Annotated in this window: 15 protein-coding genes; 8 read left to right on the top strand and 7 right to left on the bottom strand. The window is 66.4% G+C overall.

Annotated features, from left to right (window positions below):
• Positions 1-7 precede the first annotated feature (7 nt).
• Positions 8-1096, top strand: coding sequence for an LLM class flavin-dependent oxidoreductase (locus LOY53_RS09920; protein WP_252823546.1), 1089 nt, complete (start codon positions 8-10; stop codon positions 1094-1096).
• A 321-nt stretch (positions 1097-1417) separates the two neighbouring features.
• On the opposite strand, the gene LOY53_RS09915 is transcribed toward LOY53_RS09920, so the two are convergent.
• The 7 genes from LOY53_RS09915 to LOY53_RS09885 form a co-directional block, all read right to left on the bottom strand.
• Positions 1418-3202, bottom strand: a complete 1785-nt coding sequence (locus LOY53_RS09915; protein WP_258703938.1) for an ABC transporter ATP-binding protein — start codon at positions 3200-3202, stop codon at positions 1418-1420.
• Complete coding sequence (locus LOY53_RS09910) at positions 3199-4026, bottom strand: ABC transporter permease (RefSeq protein ID WP_099429805.1); 828 nt, start codon at positions 4024-4026, stop codon at positions 3199-3201. The genes LOY53_RS09915 and LOY53_RS09910 overlap by 4 nt, the downstream gene beginning before the upstream one ends.
• The gene (locus LOY53_RS09905) at positions 4019-5098 is read right to left on the bottom strand and encodes an ABC transporter permease (RefSeq protein WP_252823542.1); all 1080 of its coding nucleotides are present in this window, start codon (positions 5096-5098) and stop codon (positions 4019-4021) included. Before LOY53_RS09905 ends, LOY53_RS09910 begins: the two co-directional genes overlap by 8 nt.
• Complete coding sequence (locus LOY53_RS09900; protein ID WP_258703937.1) at positions 5091-6665, bottom strand: ABC transporter substrate-binding protein; 1575 nt, start codon at positions 6663-6665, stop codon at positions 5091-5093. Before LOY53_RS09900 ends, LOY53_RS09905 begins: the two co-directional genes overlap by 8 nt.
• A 10-nt stretch (positions 6666-6675) precedes the next feature.
• Positions 6676-7863, bottom strand: coding sequence for an LLM class flavin-dependent oxidoreductase (locus LOY53_RS09895; RefSeq protein ID WP_027593756.1), 1188 nt, complete (start codon positions 7861-7863; stop codon positions 6676-6678).
• A gap of 174 nt (positions 7864-8037) precedes the next feature.
• Positions 8038-8769 (bottom strand): class II aldolase/adducin family protein, encoded by a 732-nt coding sequence (locus LOY53_RS09890; protein ID WP_099453605.1) that lies wholly within the window; start codon positions 8767-8769, stop codon positions 8038-8040.
• A 27-nt stretch (positions 8770-8796) separates the two neighbouring features.
• Entirely contained in the window at positions 8797-9852 is a 1056-nt protein-coding gene (locus tag LOY53_RS09885; protein WP_258703936.1) for an ABC transporter substrate-binding protein, read from the bottom strand.
• Positions 9853-10230: 378 nt separating this feature from the next.
• Here LOY53_RS09885 and LOY53_RS09880 point away from each other — a divergent pair, with 378 nt between their 5' ends.
• The 7 genes from LOY53_RS09880 (at position 10231) to LOY53_RS09850 (ending at position 21309) form a co-directional block, all read left to right on the top strand.
• Positions 10231-11463: an acyl-CoA dehydrogenase family protein gene (locus LOY53_RS09880; protein ID WP_186678643.1), complete on the top strand. Its 1233-nt coding sequence runs from the start codon at positions 10231-10233 to the stop codon at positions 11461-11463.
• Between the two features lie 133 nt (positions 11464-11596).
• A complete protein-coding gene (locus LOY53_RS09875) occupies positions 11597-13372 on the top strand; it encodes an ABC transporter ATP-binding protein (protein WP_258703935.1) in 1776 nt (591 codons plus the stop codon).
• On the top strand, positions 13365-15215 hold the full coding sequence (locus tag LOY53_RS09870; protein ID WP_258703934.1) for an ABC transporter ATP-binding protein: 1851 nt from the start codon (positions 13365-13367) through the stop codon (positions 15213-15215). The genes LOY53_RS09875 and LOY53_RS09870 overlap by 8 nt, the downstream gene beginning before the upstream one ends.
• A 258-nt stretch (positions 15216-15473) precedes the next feature.
• Positions 15474-16625: an LLM class flavin-dependent oxidoreductase gene (locus LOY53_RS09865; protein WP_252823536.1), complete on the top strand. Its 1152-nt coding sequence runs from the start codon at positions 15474-15476 to the stop codon at positions 16623-16625.
• A gap of 18 nt (positions 16626-16643) precedes the next feature.
• A complete protein-coding gene (locus tag LOY53_RS09860) occupies positions 16644-17708 on the top strand; it encodes an ABC transporter substrate-binding protein (RefSeq protein ID WP_252823534.1) in 1065 nt (354 codons plus the stop codon).
• Positions 17705-18763: an ABC transporter substrate-binding protein gene (locus LOY53_RS09855; RefSeq protein ID WP_252823532.1), complete on the top strand. Its 1059-nt coding sequence runs from the start codon at positions 17705-17707 to the stop codon at positions 18761-18763. The genes LOY53_RS09860 and LOY53_RS09855 overlap by 4 nt, the downstream gene beginning before the upstream one ends.
• Positions 18764-19065: 302 nt before the next feature.
• Entirely contained in the window at positions 19066-21309 is a 2244-nt protein-coding gene (locus tag LOY53_RS09850) for a TonB-dependent receptor (protein ID WP_252823530.1), read from the top strand.
• Positions 21310-21361: the final 52 nt, after the last annotated feature.

Raw genomic sequence — 21361 nt, 5'->3', positions numbered from 1 at the left:
CATCGCCATGTCCATTGAATTCGTCGGCATGATTTTCCCACGCCAGTGGTCCGAGACCCGCGGCGTGCGCTCGCCCGATTTCGACCTGCCGTTCATCCGCCACCACGCCCGCGCCCATGAGCATGCCGGTTTCGACCGGGTACTGATCGCCAGCGGCCCAGGCAGTGCCGACAGCCTGCAGATTGCCGCCTATGCGGCCGCGCACACCGAGCGCCTCGGCTTCATGATCGCCCACCGCCCGGCCCTGACCGCGCCGACGGTGGCCGCGCGGGCATTCGCCACGCTCGACCACACCACCGGCGGCGGGCGCATTCGCCTGCATGCAATTACCGGCATCACGGCCGAGCCGCAAGAAGGCGACACCCTGCTGGACAAGACCGCGCGTTACCAGCGCGCCGACGAATACCTGGAGATTGTCCGGCGCACCTGGACTGCCGAGGAGCCGTTCGACTTCGAAGGCCGCTACTTCACCATCAAGGGCGCTTTTTCGCCGGTCAAGCCGCTGCAGCAGCCGCATATCCCGATTTCCTTTGGTGGCTCGTCCGACATCGCCTACCAGATCGCCGTCAAACATGCCGACCTGTATGCCCTGTGGGGTGAACCGCTGAGCGGCGTCGCCGAGCAGATCGCCAAGCTCAAGGCTGCGGCGAGTGCCGCTGGCGTGGCGGCGCCACGCGTGAGCTTGTCGGTGCGGCTGATCCTGGGTGCCACCGAGGAGCTGGCCTGGCAGCGCGCTGAGCAGATCCTCGCGCAGATCAAGGCCAACCCGCAGTTTGCGGCGGACAGCCCCTGGCAGAAGCGCATCAAGGGCACCGGTTCCGAACGCCTGCTCGCCGCCGCCGCCCGGGCGGACCGGCATGACCGGGCATTGTGGATGCCGACGGCGACGGCGGTGGGGGCTTATGGCGATACCACCGCGCTGGTGGGCACGCCGGAGACCGTGGCCCAGGCGTTGCTGGATTATGTCGATTTGGGGGTGAGCACCTTCCTCAACCGCGGGTATGACCCGTTGTACGACACGGTGGATTACGGGCGCTGGGTGATTCCGGCGGTGCGCGAGGAAGTGCGGCGGCGGCAGGCGCGATTTGGTGGGTGATGGTGCCCAGCTGAGGATTGCATCTGGGGTGCCAGGTGCATGCCTTGGGCCTTGCAGCGCCTGGTAGATCGAGCGCCGCCCGCGCGGCGCATCGCGAGCAACGCTCGCTCCTACGTTTGTTTCGGGCCAATTATTCCTGGGGCAAACGCGCGCGACCGCCTTGACGCATGACTCGATATCGCGTCGAACAAACAAGGCGTTCGCGCGCGCCTGTCACAGGCGTTATTGGCCAAAAACAAACGTAGGAGCGAGCGTTGCTCGCGATGCGCCGCGCGGGCGGCGCTCGATCTCACAGGCGCCGCCCCACCCAAAGCCATGCACCTACACGCCCACCTGCAACCGAGGCGAATGTTCCACCAAGGTCCGGGTATAGCCATCAACCGGCCGCCCAAGCACCTGCTCAGCCGACCCCTCTTCCACCACCCTGCCCCGGCGCAACACCAACACCCGGTCGGCTATCGCCCGCACCACCCCCAAGTCATGGGTGACGAACAACACGGTCAGCCCTTCACGCTGCAAACGCCGCAGCAATGCCAGGATCGACGCCTGCACCGACACATCCAGCGCCGAGGTAATCTCGTCACAAACCAACAGCCGTGGCTCACAGATCAACGCCCGGGCAATCGCCACGCGCTGCCGTTCCCCCCCTGACAGACTGTGCGGATACAGATCGGCCAAACGCGCCGGCAGCGACACCCGCGCCAACACGGCCTCGACCCGGCTGCGCGCCTCGTCACCGCGCACACTGAAGAAATGCGCCAGGGGTGCGCTCAAGGTCTGCGCGATCGTCTGCCGAGGGTTCAACGCCCGGTAGGGGTTCTGGAACACGTACTGGATCTGGTGACGCAGCCGCGCATCCCGGTGACGCGCGGTGAACGCCAGCGGCGCGCCGCCGTAACGCAGTTGCCCCTGAACGTTCTCGCCCAACCCCGCAATGGCCCTGGCCAGGCTGGTCTTGCCCGAGCCAGACTCGCCCACCAGCGCCAGGCATTCGCCTTGCGCTACCTGCAGTGAAACATCGAACAGCACTTGGCGGTCGTAAGCCACATCCAGCCCCCGCACCTCCAGCAACACCTCTGCACAAGGCGCCGCTGCTAACTCGACATCCCGCTCGCCCGGGGGCAGCGGCTCACGGTAGGGCGCCAGGCAAGCGACTTGCTGACCGCCCTCGAACGCCAGCAGCGAAGGCACGATCACCGCACATTCGGCACGTCGCCTGGCACAACGCGGGGCAAACGCGCAGCCCGCAGGCCGCTGCCCCGGCGCCGGCGCATGGCCGCCAATGGCTTGCAGCGGCTGGCGTCGGGCAATATCAGGAATGGCCGCGAGCAAGGCACGGGTGTAAGGGTGTGCCGGTGCTTTGAACAAGGTTTCGCGCCCCGCCACTTCCACCAGCCGCCCGGCATACATCACCATCACTCGGTCAACCAGGTCGCGCACCACGGCCAGGTCGTGCGTCACATACAACGCCGCCACACCATGCCCCCGGCACAGGCGCTTGAGGGTTTCCAGCACATGCGCCTGGGTGGTGACATCGAGCGCCGTGGTCGGCTCGTCGAGCACGATCAGCTTCGGCCGCAGGACAAACGCCAGCGCCAGCATCACCCGCTGTTGCTGCCCCCCGGACAACTGATGGGGGAAACGCCGCAAAAAGGCGGGATCATCCGGCAAACCAACATCCACCAAAGTCTCATTGATGCGCTGCTGCAATGCATCTGTAGTCAGCCTTGGCTGATGCGCCAATACGGTTTCACGCAGCAAGGCGCCTATGCGCAGAGCCGGGTTCAGCGCTGTGGCCGGGTCCTGGGCGACGTAGCCCACCAACCCGCCCCGCGCCAGGCGCAAGGCTTCGCCCTCAAGCTCCAACACCGCCTGCCCCGCCACCGCAATGCGCCCGCCGGTAATCCGCGCGCCTTGCCGCGCGTGGCACAGCAAGGCCGTGGCCAGGGTGGTCTTGCCCGAACCGGACTCGCCCACCAACCCCACGATCTCTCCCGCCGCCAGGCTGAACGAGACATCGGCCAGCACATCGACCTGCCCGGCCAGTTCCACCCGCAGGTCGCTGACTCGCAACACGTCGCTGTCGACTTTCAACGCCGCCGTCATGGTTGCTTCTCCCCAATACGTGCACTGACCCGGCCGATACCTTCCGCCAGAATGTTGGTGCCATAGGCGAACACGGCAATCAGCAGCGCCGGTGCCAATACTGCCCAGGGCTGTACCAGCAGGCCGGCCTGGTTTTCGTTGATCATCAGCCCCCAGTCCGCCGCCGGCGGCGCTACGCCATAACCCAGGAAGCTCAAGCCCGAGAGCATGCCCACCGCCCAGGTCAGCATGTTGCCGAAATGCACCAGCAGCGGCGTCAGGATGTTCGGCAGGATTTCGCTGAACAGGATGCGCCAACGTGAGTAGCCCATCATCTGCGCCGCCTCGACGAACTCCTGGCCCGCCACCGCCACCGCGCTGCCACGCGCCAGGCGCACGACCCCTGGGGTAAACGCGATGGCCACGGTCAACACGATCAGCCACGGCGCACGGCCGAGCATCGAAACGATCAGCAGCACCAGAATCAGGTCCGGAAAAGCCAGCGAGACATCCGCCGCCCAACTGATCGCCTGGTCCAGGCGGCGCCGCGAAAAACCGGCCAACAACCCAAGGCTGCCGCCGACCACCAGCGCAAGGGTGGCCGCCGCCACCGACATCCACAGCACCGACACGCCCCCACTGAGCAAGCGAGACAACAAGTCGTGGCCAAGAAAATCATGCCCCAGCGGCGCATCGGCAGTCGGCGGCCCATACACCGGCCCGACCATGGCCGTCGGCGCATGCGGCGCGAGCCAGGGGCCCAGCAGCGCCAGCAACATCACCAGCGCGGTAATCACGGCGCCGCGCCGCACCTGCGGGTCGGCCAGCCAGCGGGTCTCAGTCATGGGTTGCCTCCTGGGCAGGTGTACGGCGTGCGCGTCGCCACCACGGGCGAATGCCGCGCCGGTTGCGGCGGATCATCTTGACCCGGCGCGCGGTGCGCAGCTTGGGGGTGAGCAGAACAGTCAGCAGGTCGGCCAGCAGGTTGATCAGCACCACAGCCAGGGTGATGACCAGCACCACGCCCTGGATCATCGGCAGGTCGCGCATCTGGATCGCCGCATTGAGGGCCGTGCCGATGCCGGGGTAGCTGAAGATCACTTCGGCCAACAGTGCGCCACCGACCAACGTACGCAGGGTCAGCGCCACGCCCTGGATGGCCGGGGTCAGGGCGTTGGGCAAGGTATGGCGCCAGACGATGCGCCGCTCCGGTATACCGCGCAAGCGTGCGGCCACCACGTAGTCGGACTCCAGCGCCTCGATCATCGAGGCGCGGACCATCCGTGTCAGGTACGGCAGCGCCGACAGGCTCAGGGCAACTACCGGCAGCACCAACGATGGCAACTGCCGCCACAAAGGCAATTGCGGGTCGAGGATCGACACCGCCGGCAGCCAGCCCATACCGGGCATGGAAAACAACAGCACCAGGCCGATGGCCAGCAGAAAGCTCGGCGTGGCCTTCAACAGGATCAAGGCCGACAACCCCCAGCGGTCCAGCGGCCGGTCACGGCGCAGCGCCAGGCTCACGCCCAGGGTCAGCGCCAGTGGCACCACCAGCGCCAGCACGCCGGCCAGCAAGGCCAGGGTGTGGCCGAGCCGCCCGAACAACAGCTGTGCCACCGGCACCTGCGAGTCCAGCGAGATGCCCAAGTCACCGCACAATGCCGCCCCCAGCCAACGCAGGTACTGCACCAGGACCGGCTGGTCGAGGCCTAGCTGGCGCTGCAAGGTCACGATGCTGTCCAGTGGCGCATCGGGGCCAAGGATGACCCGCGCCGGGTCCGAGGGCAGCGCCTGGGTGGCGATGAACACCACGAGGCTGATGACCCAGGCGGTCAGCAGGCCGTAGCCGAGACGGCCAATGAACCAGGCCAGCCAGGCCGGCGTACGTGGGGAACGGTGAGCGTGATCAGGCATGGTTCAACCAGAGTTCGTCGAAGCGCCAGGAGGCGAAGGTGGTCTGTTCGGGGGCGAGCCCGCCGACCTTGGCGGACGCTGCATCAAGCACGTCCGAGAAACCCCAGATCAACAGCCCGCCACGTTCGTGCTGGATTACCTGGGCCTCATGCACCAAGGCCTTGCGCCGCTGCAGGTCGGGCTGCGCCAGCGCCTGGCCGTACAGTTCGGTGAACCGTGGGTCGTGAAAATTGCTGCGGTTGTAGATGGCTTGCGGCGCATCGTTGTGCAGCGCCGAGGCGAGGAAACCGCGGGCCGGCGTCGAACCTGGCGACAGCTGCCACTGCTCGCGCTGTGGGCCATTGAACACCGAGCCGTCGACCTGGTTGACCTTGACCTGCACCCCCGCCTTCTGCGCCTGCTGGGCAAACACCAGCGCCGCGTTGACGCCCGGGCCAGGCGTGGTGGTCAACTCGACACGCAAGTCGTCCTGCCCGGCCTGGCGCAGCAGTGAACGGGCCTGATCAAGGTCGTACGGGCGCTGGGCGATCGCGTGGTTGTAGGTCGGGTCGTGTGGCGAATACAGGTCGTTGGCGATACGCCCGAAACCATTGAGCCCACGCGCCACCAGCTCTTGCCGGTCGGCGAGCAGCCGGAACGCCTGGCGCACACGTACGTCCTGGAATGGCGCCTTGGCCAGGTTCAGGTTGAAACCGGTAAACGAGGTGCTGGGCGAGGCGTACAGGCGCAGGCGCGGGTCAGCCTTGAGCAAGGCACTGTGCTCGGCCTGCACTCCGCTGGCCACGTCGATCTGCCCTGCGCGCAAGGCCGCCGCACGCGAGACCTGGTCCTTGAATTCGATGATTTCCAGCTCATCCGCATAAGGACGGTTGGGTTTGTAGTAGTTTTCGAAGCGGGTGTAGAGCGAGCGTTGGCCAGGGATGAAGCTTTTGAGCTTGTAGGGCCCGGCGCCGACCGGGTTGGTCAATGGATGATAATCGGTCGGCACGATGCCGCCGAAACTGATCAGCGTTTCATCCAAGGGATAGAAGCTTTGCCCCTGCTTGAAGCGGATCTCGATCGTACGCGCATCCAGCTTGCGCAGCGCCTGACGGTCGATGGCGCCGACCAGGCCGGCAAACGGCGAGGCCAACTGCGGGTCGGTCAGGCGCAGGATCGAGAACAGCATGTCGTCGGCAGTGATGCTCTTGCCATGATGAAATTCCAACCCCGGCTTGAGGCGGATGGTCCAGGCGCTGGCATCGGCATTCGGCTCGGCGAACTCGGCCAGGGCCAGCCGCGTGCTGACATCCGGGTTCCATTCCCAGAACTTGGCGTACAGCGCCCAGCCACGGATGATGCCGCCGCCCACCGGCTTGTGCGCATCGAGGTTGCCCGCCTGGTCACCGTCAATGATGCCCACGCGCAACCGCCCACCATGTACCGGCGTGGCGGCTAATGCGATACCGCCAGCCGTGGCAGCGGGCGCGCCGCCATCGCAGCCGCTGAGCAGCCCGCCACCGAGCAGCAGGCCGCCCCCGACGGCCAGGCTGTTGCCGAGAAACACCCGGCGCGAAAACTCACTCATCACCCTCTCCTTACGCCGGTTGGGCCACGGTCGGCTTAGTGCGGGCGCTCAAGCGCGGCACCTCGAACCCGTGGTCCAGGTCGAGCAGCGGGAACAGCAGGTCGGCCACCCGGTGGGCTTCGTCAATCAGCGGGAAGCCCGACAGGATGAACGCCGAGGTGCCTTGGGCTTCGTACTCGCGGATGCGCTCGGCCACCTGTTCGGCGCTGCCGACCAGGTAGGTGCCCGCGGCCGGGCCAAGGATGTTGAAGCCGAACAGGCTGGGGCCCAGCCAGACGTTGGGGTAGATCTCCAGCTCGCGGGCAGTGGGCAGGCGCCCGGCGCGGATGCTGTCGAGGTTGCGCTGAATGCGCGGGTCGTCGCTGACGTAGGTGTCCAGGGTCTGCCCTGCCGGCAATTGACGCTCGATGGCCGCGCGGGCGGTGGCCAGCGAAGTGCGCTGCAGCAGGCGTTCGGCATGCGCCCAGGCTTCTTCTTCGGTCTCGCGCACGATGACTTGCAGGCGTGTGCCGTAGGTCAGCTCGCGGCCGATTTTTGCTGCCTCGGCGGCCACCCTGCGGAACTTGTCGCCGAGCTTTTGCGGGGTATCGGCAAAGCTCAAGTAGACGTCGAGCAACTGCACCGAATGGGCCACGCCTGGTGCCGACGTACCGGCGCCCCATAGCGGGATGCCAGGCTTTTGCTTGGGTGGGTGCCAACCGCCCAAGGGGTGGCTGGCCGCCGCAGGTGAGCGTGGTGAGAGCTTGACGTAACGGCCGTCGTAGCCTGCCGTTTCACCCGCGTAGAAGCCCTGGAACGCACGCCAGTACTCCAGGCTGAAGTCGTAGCGTTCATCGTGCGGGTAATGCACGCCCAACGTGGCCAGGCCGGCGTCGTTGCCGTTGACCACGTTGAACAGCAGGCGGCCGTTTGAAAACTGGTCGAAGGTCAGTGCCCACTTGGCCAACACCGCAGGTGACAGTTCGCCTGGGTGTTGCGCGACCAGGAAGCGCAGGCGTGACGTGGCGTCGATCAGGGCGGCCGATACCGCAAGGCTTTCGTTGGGGCTGGAGCCGAGCAGCGAGCCGTAGAAGCCCAGGCGATCGGCGGCGATGGCCAGCTGCTTGAGGTGCTCGAAGTCGGTTTTCCAACGGCCTTCGGGCTCCCAGGGATAGGGGCCGTCGGGGGTGGTGAGGTACCAGAGGATTTTTACTGCCATGGCGGTGGTCCTTGCTTGGAGTGAAATACCAAACTGTCACTCGTCCCCCTGTAGGAGCAGCCTTGTGCTGCGAAGAGGCCAGTCCAGGCGCAGCAACTGCATCTGGCGGGCCGGCCTCTTCGCAGCACACGGCTGCTCCTACAAAGGAGGGAGTGGTGAGCTTGAAACTGCGAATCAGCTGCGCCGATCGATACCCGGCACCAGCCCCAGCTCGGTAGCGCGCTCGTACAACCCACTCATCTTCCACTGCTGCGTCAGCACCCCTGGCCCGTAAGGCCGCGAACCGCCCAGCGCATCGGCCAGCAGCTGAATCTGCGCGCCTTCTTCCAACAGCAGGATGAACTCGGCCGTCGCACGCAGCCCCTGCTTACCCCACACCGTCGAGCCGCCATTGGCTTCGAGAATGGCCAGGTTGAACGGGTTTTCGGCGATCTTGTCGAGGATGAAGTCCACCTCGGCCTGGCGCCGGTCGATGTACACCGGTAGCTCCCGCGCCAGCTGATAGCGTTGCACCGGCACGTAGTGGAACGGCAAGGTACGGTGGGTCTGGGCCCAGGCGCCGAGGTATGGGCTGTGCACATGCGAGATCGTGGTGATGTCAGCGTGGGTCTGGAACAGTTTGGTGTAGCGCCCCAGCCCGCCTTTGCCCTTGCCGACGATCACGTTGCCGGAGAAGTCGGTCACGGTCGCCTGCAGCGGTTTGCGGTGGTTCCACGGGCCGCCGTAGTTGACGGACACCAGCAGGTCTTCACCGGGCACACGCTCGATGAAGCCGACGGTGCCATTGGCGGTGATGGTGTTGGTCTCGCGGAATACGGTAAACGCCGCTTCGGCTTCGGCGACCACCTGGTCGATGAAAGCTTGCAGTTCGGCAGTGACGGGGCGTTCGTTGATCAGTACGGTCATGTTCAATCTCCGGGGGCGGATGCAAGGTCAAGCGCGGCGCTGGGCCAGCAATTCATGGGCAGCCTGCAGGGGCCGTGGGTCGACCCAGTCGGCGATGCTGAAGTCGGCTTCGAGGAAGCCATGCAGGTAGAGAAAGTCCTTTTGCGTGCCCAGAAAGGCCAGGCGTTGCTCGGACAGGTCCGGCGCCAAGGTGGTGTGGAACGCGCCGCGATAAGCTTCGGCAACACCCTGGCTGCCGGCGCGGGTCTCGTCCTCAAGGAAGCTGTTGAGCGCATCGCGGTTACCGGCCGCCCATTCGGCAGCGCGCAGGGTCTGGGCCAGGAAGCGCGCGACCAGCTCGAAGTGGTTGTCGAGCAGGCTCTGGTGCACGGTGATTGGCCTTGGTGTGCCGTTGTTGATGCGGTGGCGCGGGTCGGCTAGCAGGTCGAGATCGACGCCTACCACCAGGCCCAGGCGCCGCGCCGCATCGGCAGCGGCGGCGCCCTTGACGTAGACGGCATCGACCTCGCCGCGCGCCAGGTAATCAAGGCCCGACCACAGGCGCTGCAGGCCCAGCTGCGGGGTGGCGGCGCTGGCCTGGTCGAGCAGCGCCACTTCCACCAGTTGCACGTCGTCCAGGTGCAGGCCGGCCGAGGCCAGGGCGCCTTTGTAGCCGTGCAGGCTCATGGCCCGGGCGATGCTGCCGGGGCGGCTGTCACCCCAGGCCGGCAAGGCCAGACGCTTGCCGCGCAGGTCGGCGGCGTTGCGGATGCCTGAGTCCGGGCGCACCAGGATGGTCTGCCATTCCTCGATCCAGGTCAGGCCGATCAGCCTGCTCGGCGAACCGGCTGCACGGGCGGCCAGGGCCGGCACGTTGCCGCCTTCGCGAAACAGCCCCGGGAGCTGGTGATCGTAGTGGTGATGGCCGAGCTGACGGGTTTCCTGCAGGGTCGAGACTGGCAGGCCGTCGCGGGCGAATTCTTCGTCCAGCCAGCCCAGCTTGTAGGCGATGCCCGAAGCGGTGGGCACCGGGCAGCGGGTAAACCAGATGCGGTCCAGGGCAGTGGGGTCGTCGGTTTGCGTTGCGGCAGTAGCGCGTGTCATGGGGTGGCTCCTTGGGCGTCGTGATAGCGCTATTGCAGCGTGCGTGCCAACCGCTGGAGGCCTTGATTTACGGGGAGCTGAGTGTCGTTCACAGGCGTTGGTTGCTGGGCACGGAGCAGGATTGCGGGCGGGGTGCTGCCAGATCAGCAGGCGGGCTGTTGCTGGGGCAGCAGGCGCGGCCCGAAGCCAAGCAACACGGGGCCTGGTGAGTCATGGCAAAGAACTTGCTCAAGGCTATGGGACCGCGGTGCGGCCATTCGCGGGCAAGCCCGCTCCCACAGGACCTTCATTGCCCTTGAAACCGGCACTTCATCTGTAGGAGCGGGCATGCCCGCGAAGCAGGCGCACTGGCCCTTGAAGACCCTTGCGAGACGACCCATGAGCGCCATCGAACCCAGCCCTATCCACCGCCTGACCAGCGAAGCCGAAGCCATCGCCGCCGCCCGCGAGGTCGCCGCGCAAATCGCCGTGCTCGCCGCCGACCCCAGCAACAACGGCCAGCTGCCGCGCCGCCAGGCGGACCTGCTGTCCAGCAGCGGTCTCACCGCCATCGCCGTACCGGCCGAATTCGGCGGCCTTGGCGCCTCGGTGCAAACCATCGTCGAAACCGTGCGCCTGATCTCCACCGCAGACGGCGGTGTCGGCCAACTGCTGCAGATCCACAACGTGATGCTGCGCGGCATCTTCACCAGCTACGCCGACGACGTGCGCGACCGCCTGATCGCCGACGTACTGGCCGGCAAGCGTTTCGGCAATGCCTTGGCCGAGGTGGGCGGCAAGAACAAGTTCGCCCTGAAAACCCGGGTCGAGCGCCGCGCCGATGGCAAGCTGGTGCTCAATGGCAGCAAGTTCTACTCCACCGGCTCCTACCTGGCCGACTGGATCTCGCTGACGGCCGCCAGCGAAGACGGCGGCGTCGGTGTGCTGCTGCACCGCGACACCCCTGGGCTGACCCTGGTCGATGACTGGCAGGCCTTCGGCCAGCAGAACTCGGTGAGCGGCACGGTCAACTTCGACGAGATCGTGCTGGACGAGCGTTACCTGTCGCGGCGCACCGGCCCGATGAAGCGCACAGGGCTGACCTTCCCGCAGATTCTTCATGCCGCCATCGACACCGGTATCGCCGCCGGCGCGCTGCAGGCAGGCGTCGACTACCTGCGCGAGCATGCCCGGGCCTGGGTGGAAAGTGGCGTGGACCGCGCCAGTGACGAGCCGCACGTGATTCGCCAGATTGGCGAGTACGCCGTGGCGCTGCGCGGTGCCGAGTCGGTACTGCGCGATGCCGCACGGGTGTTCGACGCGCATGAGCGCGACCCGGAGGACAAAGCCCTGCAGGATGAACTGATTCTGTCGGTGGCCACTGCCCGCGCCCACTCCGATGCGGCGTCACTGAAGATCTCCAGCGACCTGTTTTCTCTTCTCGGGGCCAGTGCCTCGTTGAGCAAGTGGAACCTCGACCGCTTCTGGCGCAACGCGCGGGTGCACACCACCCATGACCCCATTCGCTGGCGGCTGCACAACGTCGGCAACTACTACCTCAATGGCGCCGACCCAGGGGAGTACACCGCCGTGCTCAATGCCAAGGAAACCCAGGGCGCAACGCGCCGTTGAACCTAACCCTGGGGGCCGCTGCGCGGCCCATCGCAGGCAAACCAGCGCCCACACACCAAGCCACGCCACCGTACCTGTGGGAGCTGGCTTGCCTGCGATGGGCTGCATAGCAGCCCCAGTACCGAGCCTCTACATGAACCACCCTCTTCTTCGCGCCCTGGCCATCTACCGTGAAATGCCCTGGCGCTTCGCCCTCGTGACCGCCTTGTACATCGCCGGCAACCTTGGCCTGGTCTGGCAGCAATGGCTGATTGGCCACGCGGTCGACGATGTCAGCGCTGGCCGCGCTGTGGTGCGCCTGCCCGAGGGCGGCCTGGATGCCGCCGTGGCCTGGCACTGGCTATGGCTGCTGCTGGCCATCGCCCTGGGCCGTGGTGTGCTGCAATACGCCGCCGCGGTGCTGTCGCTGGTGCTCAGCCAGGCGCTGCTGACGCGCCTGCGTGAACGCATCCTCACGCAGGTCCAGCGCCTGCACCTGGGCTACCACTGGCGCCACGGCATGGGTGAACTGGTGACCCGCACTACCCGCGACGCCGACAAGGTGCGCGATGCGCTGATCACCTTCTGGCGACAGATCATCGAAACCCCCTTGGTGGTAATGGCCGCCGTGGGGCTGCTGAGCGGGTATGACCCACTGCTCGGCCTGGTGCCGCTGCTGTTGACCGGGGCGGGGCTGTGGCTGTTCGTCGTGCAGACCGATCGCCTGGTCACGCTCGATCGCGCCGTGGGCGCTGCCTACGACCAGGTCAGCCAGGACCTGGCAGAAGGCATCGGTGGCGTGCGCGTGATCAAGGCGTTCGGCCTGGAGGGCCAGCGCGTCGAGCGGTTCGCCCGTCAGGTTGGCGTGTTTACAGGCCACGCGCGCGCGGCCCTGGCCTACGCCAGCTCACGCATCCCGCTGCCACAGGCGGTGGTGGCGCTGGGGCATGTGTGGATCCTGGTGTACGGCGCCCATCGCGTGGCGGCGGGCGCGCTGGGCATCGGCGAGCTGGTCACTTCGCTGCTGGTGGCCACCACGCTGGTGTTCCGTATCGAAGGCATCGGTCGGGTCATGCAGACCTTCGCCGATGCCCGCGCCAGTGCCGAGCGCATCTGGCAACTGCTGGACGAGCAACCGGCGATCCTTAGCGGCCAGGCTACCCTGCCCCCTGGGCCATTGGGCCTGAAACTGGCTCAGGTGCGCGTCAGCGCCCCCACGGGTGAGCGCGCCATTTTGCAGGACTGCTCGCTGACCCTGCAGCCCGGCGAGGTGGTGGCACTGGTCGGCGCCACGGGCACCGGCAAAAGCCTGCTGGCCAGCCTGCTGCCGCGCCTGGCCGACGTGCAAGGCGGCGCCGTGCTGATCGGCAGTGACGCAATGGGCTGGCAGGATGTGCGCGCCCTCGACCTGGCCGACCTGCGCCGACGCGTCCAGGTGTTGCCGCAAGAAAGCTTCCTGTTCTCTGACAGCCTGGCGGCCAACCTGCGCCTGGCGGCAGCCGATGCCAGCGCCGCTGAGTTGCGCGAAGGGCTGCGCCTGGCGGCGGCAGAGGATGTACTCGAACGCTTGCCGCATGGCCTCGACACGCCACTGGGCGACCGTGGAGTGACCCTCTCCGGCGGCCAGCGCCAACGCCTGTGCCTGGCCCGCGCACTGCTCGGCGCGCCGGACATCCTGTGCCTGGACGACGCCACCAGCGCCCTGGATGCCCTGGGTGAACGCCAGGTGCTGCACAACATCCGCCGCCTGCGCGGCGACACGGGCCAGGGGCCGACCTTGCTGCTGATCACAAGCCGCCTTTCGACCCTGCTGTTGGCCGACCGGGTACTGATGTTGGAAAACGGCCGCATCAGCGCCAGTGGCAGCCATGCCGAGCTGAGCGCGAACAATGCCCACTACCGCGACCTGCTGGGGATCGACCATGAGTAATGCACCCAACAAGGCCCCCAGCGATATCGAGATCGAGCAGCACCTGGCGCGCCAGGCCCTGGACCGTGGCATGTTCCACCGCCTGCTGCCGCTGCTGCGGCCCATTCGCCGGCAGATCCTGGGGGTGATCGGCATCGAACTGCTGCTGGTGTTCACCGTGTTCCTGCGGCCCTGGTTCGTCCGCGAGCTGCTCGACAAGGGGTTGGTGGCCAGCGCCGATCACTGGTTGCTGGACGAACGCCTGGTGCTGTGGCTGGGCCTGGGCCTGGCGGCCAGCTGGCTGGGGCGTTTCCTGCTGGCAGGCGTGTCGCAGTTCATTGCTGGGCGGGCGGCGATCCGCGTGCTCAACGACCTGCGGGTGAAGGTGTTTGCCCACGTGCAGGCGCTGTCGGTGAGCTACTTCGACCAGACCCGCGCCGGGCGCATCATTTCTCGCGTTGACCGTGATGTCGATGCGCTCGAACCGTTGTTGGTGCAAGGCCCGCCAGAGCTGCTCGGCGCCCTGCTGCGCTGCGGCCTGGCGGCGGTGATGCTGTGGCGCATCGAGCCGAGCTTCTTCTACAGCCTGGCCGCCACGGTGCCACTGCTGGCGTTGGCCACCTGGCGCTTCAAACGGGTGTCGCAACGCAACTGGGCCAAAGTCGCCGAACAGCGCAGCCGCTTCACCGCGCACCTGGTCGAGAGCGTCAGCGGCGTGCGCTTGATTCAGCAATGCGGCCAGGAACAAAAAAACCGGGCGCGCTACCGGCGCCTGCTCGAGGACTTCAACCAGGCCCTCATCCGCGGCAGCCTGCGCGCCGGCTGGTTCGCGCCGTTCACGGCACTGTTGAGCACGGCAGGCATGGCCGTATTGCTGCTGGTAGGCGCCCACGGCCTGGCCGAAGGCAAGGTCACTGTCGGCCAGGTGGCCGAGAGCCTGTTCTACGTGTTCCTGTTCCTGGGGCCACTGCAGGAGCTATCGGACCTGTTCGAGCGCTATGCCACCGGCAGTGCGTCGGCGCAGCGGATCTTCCTGCTGCTCGACACCCGCCCACAGGTACTCGACCCGCAATCACCCCGCCCGCTGGCCAGGGCACGCGGCCAGGTTGACTTCGAGCAGGTGGGCTTCGCCTACACCCCAAACGGCCCGCGCCCGGTGATCGATGGCCTCGACCTGCACATCCGCGCCGGTGAAGTGTTGGCCATCGTCGGCCCGTCCGGGCATGGCAAAAGTACCTTGGTGCAGTTGCTGACGCGCTTCTACGAAGTGCAACGCGGCGCCGTGAAACTGGACGGCATCGACCTGCGCGAACTGGCCCAGCAGGACCTGCGACGCAACGTCGGCGTGGTGCTGCAGGACAACGTGCTGTTCAGCGGCAGCATCCTCGACAACCTGCGCCTGGCGGCACCTGGTGCCGACGATACACGCCTGGTGGCAGCTGCCCGCGAGTTGGGGGCAGACGAAGTGCTCGAGCGCCTGCCGCAGCGCTACCACACCGAAGTCGGGCCCCTGGGCGCGCACCTGAGCCATGGCCAACGGCAACTGGTGTGCCTGGTGCGCGCCTACCTGGCCGACCCGGCGGTACTGGTGCTCGACGAGGCCACCTCCGCGGTGGATGTGCACACCGAGCGGCGTATCCAGCAAGCCTTACGGCGGCTGTGCCAAGGGCGCACGGCGATCATCATCGCCCACCGCCTGGCGACCATCCGCGATGCCGACCGCATCGCCGTGGTCCGCCATGGGCAAGTGGTGGAGCAAGGAGCGCATGCCGAGCTGATTGACCGGGGTGGGGCTTATGCGGCGTTGTATGAGGCGTACTTGCGCAGTGCCGGGGAGGTGCCGATAGAAGTTACCCCGGCCTGATTCAGCAGCCTCTTCGCCGGCATGCCCGCTGCCACGGGTCGGAGCCCAGCGCCGACCCTGTGGGAGCGGGCTTGCCCGCGAAAGGGCCAGGCCTGCCCATGCTGCTCTCCCAGCATCCACTGCTTCCCGGTTGCTGCCACAGCAGCACCCCGCCCCTCTCCTGCACCGCAAGCCCCCGCCGCACAAGCCCAACGCCACGCATGGCACAGCCGTTGCACCACCCTCCCCATCCGCACAACCTCCCCTTCAGGAGCCCCCATGACCACCGAATTTTTCTGGCGCCTGCCCTTGGGCACCGATGGCCCGCAGTTGTCCACCGACCGCCACAACCGTGGCAACCCGCAGCACCGCCCCGGCAACATCGCCCCCGGTCGCCTGCCCAACGGCGAAAGCGACGGCTTTACCTACATCGACTACATCGCCCAGGTGGCCAAGGCCGCCGAGCTGGCAGGTTTCGAGGGTGCCTTGCTGCCCACCGGCCCCGAGCCGTGGATCGCTGCCGCAGCGCTGGCCCGCGAAACCCGCCGCATACGCTTTCTGATCGCGTTCCAGGCCACCTGGACCTTGCCCGCCTATGCCGCCCAGCAGGCCGCGATCCTGCAAAACCTCAGCGGCGGCAGGCTGGACTGGAACATCATCACCGGCGGCAACCCGGCCAGCCAGCGGGCCAACGGCGACTTCCTCGAACATGACCTGCGCTACAAGCGCACCGGTGAGTTCCTCGACGTGATCCAGGGCCTGTGGGCGCAGGACAAATTTTCCTACGACGGCGACATCTACCGCCTGGAAAACGGCAGCCTGCCACCCGGCCTGCAACACGAGCGCAAACCGGGCGTGTACTTCTCCGGGTTTTCCGATGCAGCGCTGGACGTGGCGGCGCGCCACGCCGATGTGTACCTCAACTGGGCCGAGCCGATCGACACGCTCAAACCGCACATCGAGCGGGTCAGGGAACTGGCCGACAAACAAGGGCGCACCGTGCGCTTCGGCCTGCGCGTCGACCTGTTCGCCCGTGAGACCGAGGAACAGGCGTGGCGGGAATTGCGCCAGCAGTTCGAGCGCCTGGAAGGCAAGGCCAGCGCCTCGGCCAAGGGCTTCGTGACCGGCTCCGACTCGGTCGGCGGCGCTCGCCAGGCGGCCTATCACCAGGGCTTGCAAGGTTTCGACGAACTGATCCTGGCGCGCAACCTGTGGGCCGGCTTCGCCAAGGCCAAGCCCGGCCCGACCGTGGGCCTGGTGGGCAGCCACCAGAACATCGCCGAGCGCCTGGCCGAATACCGTGATGCGGGTTTCAGCACGTTCATTCTGGCCAGCAACCCGCACCTGGAAGAAGCCTTGCGCATCGGCCAGGAAGTGCTGCCCCTGGTGCAACAGGCTGCCGCCATCCCCCCCTTGAAGGCCAGCGCCTGAACCCGACGGAGCCGGAACATGAGCACACCCCTCGATACCCTTTGGTACACCCGCTGTCCAGTCCCCACCGGCCTGGGCATCGCCGTGCAGCAAGGCTGGCTGCAGGATGACTTGGCCAGCCTTGGCACCCAGGTACAATCCCTGCGCGAAGCCGACCAGCAGGCCGTGCGCGAATCGCATTTCGACCACAGCCTGCTCAACTCGGTCCGCCACGGCGGCAGCATCCCGGCCATCTGGGCCCGCGCGCAAGGCCGCGAAACCCGTGTAATCGGCCTGTCCTGGGCCGATGAAGCGCAGTTGATCCTGACCCGCCCGGACAGCGGCATCCACACGATCAAGGACCTCAAGGGCCGGCGCTTCGGCCTGCCCGACTGGGCCTCGGCGCAGATCGACTTCACCCGCGCACAAGCCCTGCGCGGGCTGGAAAACGCCCTTAAACTCGAAGGCCTGCAAGTAGGCGACGTCGCGCTGGTCAACTACCGCTACGACGGCACCTTCAGCGACCGCCCAGTGCGCAATGTGGCGGGCACACCGGTGTCCAGCACCCAAAGCGAAGGCCGCAACCTGGAGTTGGCCGGGCTGTTGCGCGGCGAGGTCGATGCAATCTTTCTCAAAGGCGCGAGCGCCGTGCAACTGGCCCATGCCTTTGCCCTGCACACGGTCATAGACACCGGCAGCCACCCCGACCCGCTGATCCGCAGCAACAACGGCACGCCGCGCACCCTCGCCGTGGACAGTCACCTGTTGGCGCAACACCCGCAGGTGGTGCACACCCTGCTGTCGTCCGTACTGCGCGCCGAACGCTGGGCCCACCAGCACCCGGACGAAACCCGCCGCTACCTGGCCCGAGAAACCAACAGCAGCGAATACTGGGTCACGGTCGCGTACGGCGCCGATGCCCACCTGCGCCTGAGCACCCGCCTGGATGACCAGGCCATCGACGCCCTGCAGGATTTTGTCGAATTTCTCAAACGCTGGCGCTTCATCCCCAACCGGTTCGAGGTACGTGACTGGATCGCCCGCCAACCCCTGGACCACTTGCTGGCCCCCACTCCCCTGGACAGGAAGCCCGTTACCCCATGACCAAGCCATTGGAAACGCTCTGGTACACCCACAGCCCCGTGCCCACCGGCCTCGGCATTGCCGTGCAATCCGGGCGCCTGGCCGAGGCCTTTACGCCGTTCGGCACCAACATCCAGTCGTTGCGCGAATCCAGCGAACGGGAAGTGCGCGAAGCCCACTACGACCACCACCTGCAGAACTCAGTGCGCCACGGCGGCAACATCCCGGCAATCTGGGCCTACGCCAGTGGTGTCGAAACCCGCGTGCTGGGGTTGTCGTGGAGCGATGAAGTGCAACTGATCCTGACCACCGAAGAAAGCGGTGTGCGCAGCATCCGCGACCTGAAAAACCGCCGCTTCGGCTTGCCCAAGTGGGCCAATGTGCAGATCGACTTCACCCGCGCCCAGGCCCTGCGCGGCCTGGAAAACGCGCTGAAGCTCGAAGGCTTGAGCGTGGCGGATGTCGAACTGGTCGACTACCCCTATGGCGGTACCTACAGCGACGACGCCAAGCAGCACCTGTATGGCGCCGAAGTGAGCCTGGACACCAGCCGTTTCAGCCGCCGCAACAACGAACTGATCGGCCTGCTGCGCGGCGACATCGACGCGATCTTCCTCAAGGGCGCCCATGCGGTGCACCTGGCCCACGAGTTTGGCCTGCGTGTAGTCGTCGATACCGGCAGCCACCCCGACCCGCTGATCCGCAGCAACAACGGCACGCCGCGCACCTTGACCGTGGACCGGCATTTGCTGGAAGAGCACTTCGATGCCAGCCGTACACTGGTCGACACGGTGTTGCGCACCGAGCAGTGGGCGTGGGCCAACCCGGAAGAGACCCGGCGCTTCCTTGCCCGTGAGCTGAACACCAGCGAGTACTGGGTGGCGGCGGCTTATGGCGACGATGCCCACCGGCGCTTGCGCACGACCCTGGACAGCCGCTCGATCGATGCGTTGCAGGACTTTACCGAGTTCCTGTTCAGGTGGGGGTTCATACCGCGCCGCTTCGATGTGCGGGAGTGGATCGACTTCAGCGTGCTGGAGCGTGTGATCGGCTCGACTTCGCGGTTGGCTGTCTGACCTGGGGCCGCTATGCGCCCCATTCGCGGGACAAGCCCGCTCCCACAGGTGCGGCGCTAGCCTTGGAGGCTACCCAGTTCGGTTGGGAGCCGGCTTGCCGGCGATAGGGCCGCAACGCGGCCCCAACACGCTCAACCAAACGCTGCTGCCCCAGCAGCACCCGCCAAGCACCCCACTGCTGCCCTACCGGCAACAGCCCTCAAAAAATCCAATTAAATTCATATAATTCAACACCTTACAAATATGGCACAGTCCCTGCTCTAGCTCTCCCCAACAACGCTTTACATACGGGGAGATTCACCATGCACCAGCTCCACCCACTGGCCCGCCAGATCAGCCTCGCGCTGCTGCTGGCCGGCACCGGCGGCCAGGCCGTCGCCGCCAACGAAGACGCCAAGACCGAGCCCGCCCTGGAAACCGTCACCGTCACGGCCCAGCACCGCGAACAGACACTGCAGGAAGTCCCGGTCGCCGTGTCGGCGATCAAGGGCACCAGCATCACTGCCGACGGCGTGCGCTCGATGGGCGACATCACCACCTTCGTGCCCAACGCCTCGGCCAAGAACCCCGACGGCGATGGCCGGCCGCGCTGGTACATCCGTGGCTTGGGCACCGGTGACACCGGCGCCGCGACGGTCTACCCAGTGGGCATCTACGCCGACGACGTCTACCTCAATGCACCGATCGCCGGCGGCGGCCCGCTGTTCGACCTCGAACGCATCGAGATCCTGCGCGGGCCGCAGGGCACCCTGTATGGCAAGAACACCACGGCGGGCGCGGTCAACGTGATCTCCAAGAAGCCGACCTTCGACACCGACGGCTACGGCACGGTCGGCGTCGGCAGCAAGAACGAACGGATCCTCACCGGTGCCATCGGCGGCGCACTGGTGGACGAAAAACTGGCCGGCCGGGTGTCGCTGTACTCCGAAGAACGCGATGGCTTCCAGCACAACGACTTCGACGGCAACACCTATGGCGACGTCAACAAGAAAGCCATCCGCCTGCAGTTCCTCGCCCAGCTCAACCCCGACCTGGACGCCCTGCTGAAACTGCACAGCCGCCAGTTCAAGGGCGATGGCAGCAACGGCGCACTGCCGGTGGGCCGCTACTACAACGTCGGTTACGAGCGCCCCAATGGCCGCGACATTTCGCTCAACGTCAACGAGGACTACCGCCTCGACCACGACGGCGCGTCGCTGACCTTCAACGGGTACCTGGGCGACTACACCCTGACTTCGATCAGCGCCTACGACTACATCCGCAACCGCTCGACCAGCGACGCCGACTACACCCCGTACGAGGTCAACGGCGCGTCGATCACCGACAACAGCTACCGCCAGTGGTCGCAGGAGCTGCGCCTGGCATCGCCGGAAGACCGCCCGCTACACTGGCTGGCCGGCGCGCACTACTTCCATGAAGACCTCGACAGCGCGGCCCAGCGCATCGTCACCCCGGGCCCGACACCCAACGGCACCGGCTCTAATCAGGTCGGCACCACCGCGTTCCGCGACCTGGGCTATGACCACCGCACCGACAGCTACGCGTTGTTTGGCAACCTCACCTACGACTTCACCGATGACTTCAGCGTGACGGGTGGCCTGCGCTGGACACAGGAGAAAAAAGACATCGACCTGGACCTGACCCAGTTGACCCGCGCCACCGCCAACGGCCCGCTGATCCCGCTGGCAGGCGTGGGCACCAACGGTAATCGCCAGGAAGACAAGACTTGGGAAGCCTGGACTTACGACCTGACCCCCGAGTACCGCATCAACGACAACCTGCGGGTGTTCTTCCGCTATGCCCATGGTTTCCGCTCTGGCGGCTTCAACACCGGGCTATCGACCAGCCTTGCACAGCTGACCACGGTAGACCCGGAAGAGCTGGATGCCTACGAGTTGGGCCTGAAATCCGAGTGGTTCGACCGCCGCCTGACGGTTAACGCCAACGTCTTCTACTACGACTACAAGGACATTCAGGTGAACCTGCTGACGGTCAACAACGGCGTGCTCACCACCGCCTTGACCAACGGCGCCAAGGGCAAGGTCAAAGGTGCGGAGCTGGAGATCGAAGGCCAGCCGACCGACCGCCTGCACGTGCGTGCGGCGGTGTCGTTCCTCGACACCGAATACACCGACTTCAAGAACACCAACCCCACCACTGGCGCGGTGACCGGCGACTACAGCGGCAACAGCTTCGTGCGCTCGCCGCGCAACGTGGTGTCGCTGGGTGCCGACTACACCTTTCCGTTGCAGGTCGGCGGCAAGCTGGTGGCCGGCGGCGACGTGAGTTTCCGCGACAAGGAATACTTCCTTGCTGACCGCCAGAGCAGCGCTGACGAAACCCTCAGCCAGCCCCACTACACCCTGGCCAACGCCCGCCTGACGTGGTTCAGCCCCGACGACAAGCTGAGCGTGACCGGCTTCGTCAACAACCTGACCGACCGCCGCTACCAGGTGCATGGCCGGCCTAACGGGACTGCCGGGCAGTACGTGATCACCTATGGCGACCCACGCACGGTCGGGCTGAGTGTCACCAGCCGCTTCTAAGTCACCGTGCAAGGCAAGCCGGCTCCCACAGGTTCAACACCTCCCCCGAGCA

Source organism: Pseudomonas sp. B21-031 (genome assembly GCF_024748985.1).
Taxonomy (GTDB): Bacteria; Pseudomonadota; Gammaproteobacteria; order Pseudomonadales; family Pseudomonadaceae; genus Aquipseudomonas; species Aquipseudomonas kermanshahensis.
The sequence above is the reverse complement of the archived record's forward strand: the minus strand, read 5'-3'. Positions and strand labels throughout refer to the sequence as shown.

What these genes read in the sequence shown, in the direction of transcription:
- LOY53_RS09870 (WP_258703934.1), top strand. Translation starts at nt 13,365, where the DNA reads ATGAGTAATGCACCCAACAAGGCCCCCAGCGATATCGAGATCGAGCAG.
- LOY53_RS09915 (WP_258703938.1), bottom strand. Translation starts at nt 3,202, where the DNA reads ATGACGGCGGCGTTGAAAGTCGACAGCGACGTGTTGCGAGTCAGCGAC.
- LOY53_RS09900 (WP_258703937.1), bottom strand. Translation starts at nt 6,665, where the DNA reads ATGAGTGAGTTTTCGCGCCGGGTGTTTCTCGGCAACAGCCTGGCCGTC.
- LOY53_RS09865 (WP_252823536.1), top strand. Translation starts at nt 15,474, where the DNA reads ATGACCACCGAATTTTTCTGGCGCCTGCCCTTGGGCACCGATGGCCCG.
- LOY53_RS09910 (WP_099429805.1), bottom strand. Translation starts at nt 4,026, where the DNA reads ATGACTGAGACCCGCTGGCTGGCCGACCCGCAGGTGCGGCGCGGCGCC.
- LOY53_RS09905 (WP_252823542.1), bottom strand. Translation starts at nt 5,098, where the DNA reads ATGCCTGATCACGCTCACCGTTCCCCACGTACGCCGGCCTGGCTGGCC.
- LOY53_RS09895 (WP_027593756.1), bottom strand. Translation starts at nt 7,863, where the DNA reads ATGGCAGTAAAAATCCTCTGGTACCTCACCACCCCCGACGGCCCCTAT.
- LOY53_RS09860 (WP_252823534.1), top strand. Translation starts at nt 16,644, where the DNA reads ATGAGCACACCCCTCGATACCCTTTGGTACACCCGCTGTCCAGTCCCC.
- LOY53_RS09875 (WP_258703935.1), top strand. Translation starts at nt 11,597, where the DNA reads ATGAACCACCCTCTTCTTCGCGCCCTGGCCATCTACCGTGAAATGCCC.
- LOY53_RS09850 (WP_252823530.1), top strand. Translation starts at nt 19,066, where the DNA reads ATGCACCAGCTCCACCCACTGGCCCGCCAGATCAGCCTCGCGCTGCTG.
- LOY53_RS09885 (WP_258703936.1), bottom strand. Translation starts at nt 9,852, where the DNA reads ATGACACGCGCTACTGCCGCAACGCAAACCGACGACCCCACTGCCCTG.
- LOY53_RS09890 (WP_099453605.1), bottom strand. Translation starts at nt 8,769, where the DNA reads ATGACCGTACTGATCAACGAACGCCCCGTCACTGCCGAACTGCAAGCT.
- LOY53_RS09920 (WP_252823546.1), top strand. Translation starts at nt 8, where the DNA reads ATGTCCATTGAATTCGTCGGCATGATTTTCCCACGCCAGTGGTCCGAG.
- LOY53_RS09880 (WP_186678643.1), top strand. Translation starts at nt 10,231, where the DNA reads ATGAGCGCCATCGAACCCAGCCCTATCCACCGCCTGACCAGCGAAGCC.
- LOY53_RS09855 (WP_252823532.1), top strand. Translation starts at nt 17,705, where the DNA reads ATGACCAAGCCATTGGAAACGCTCTGGTACACCCACAGCCCCGTGCCC.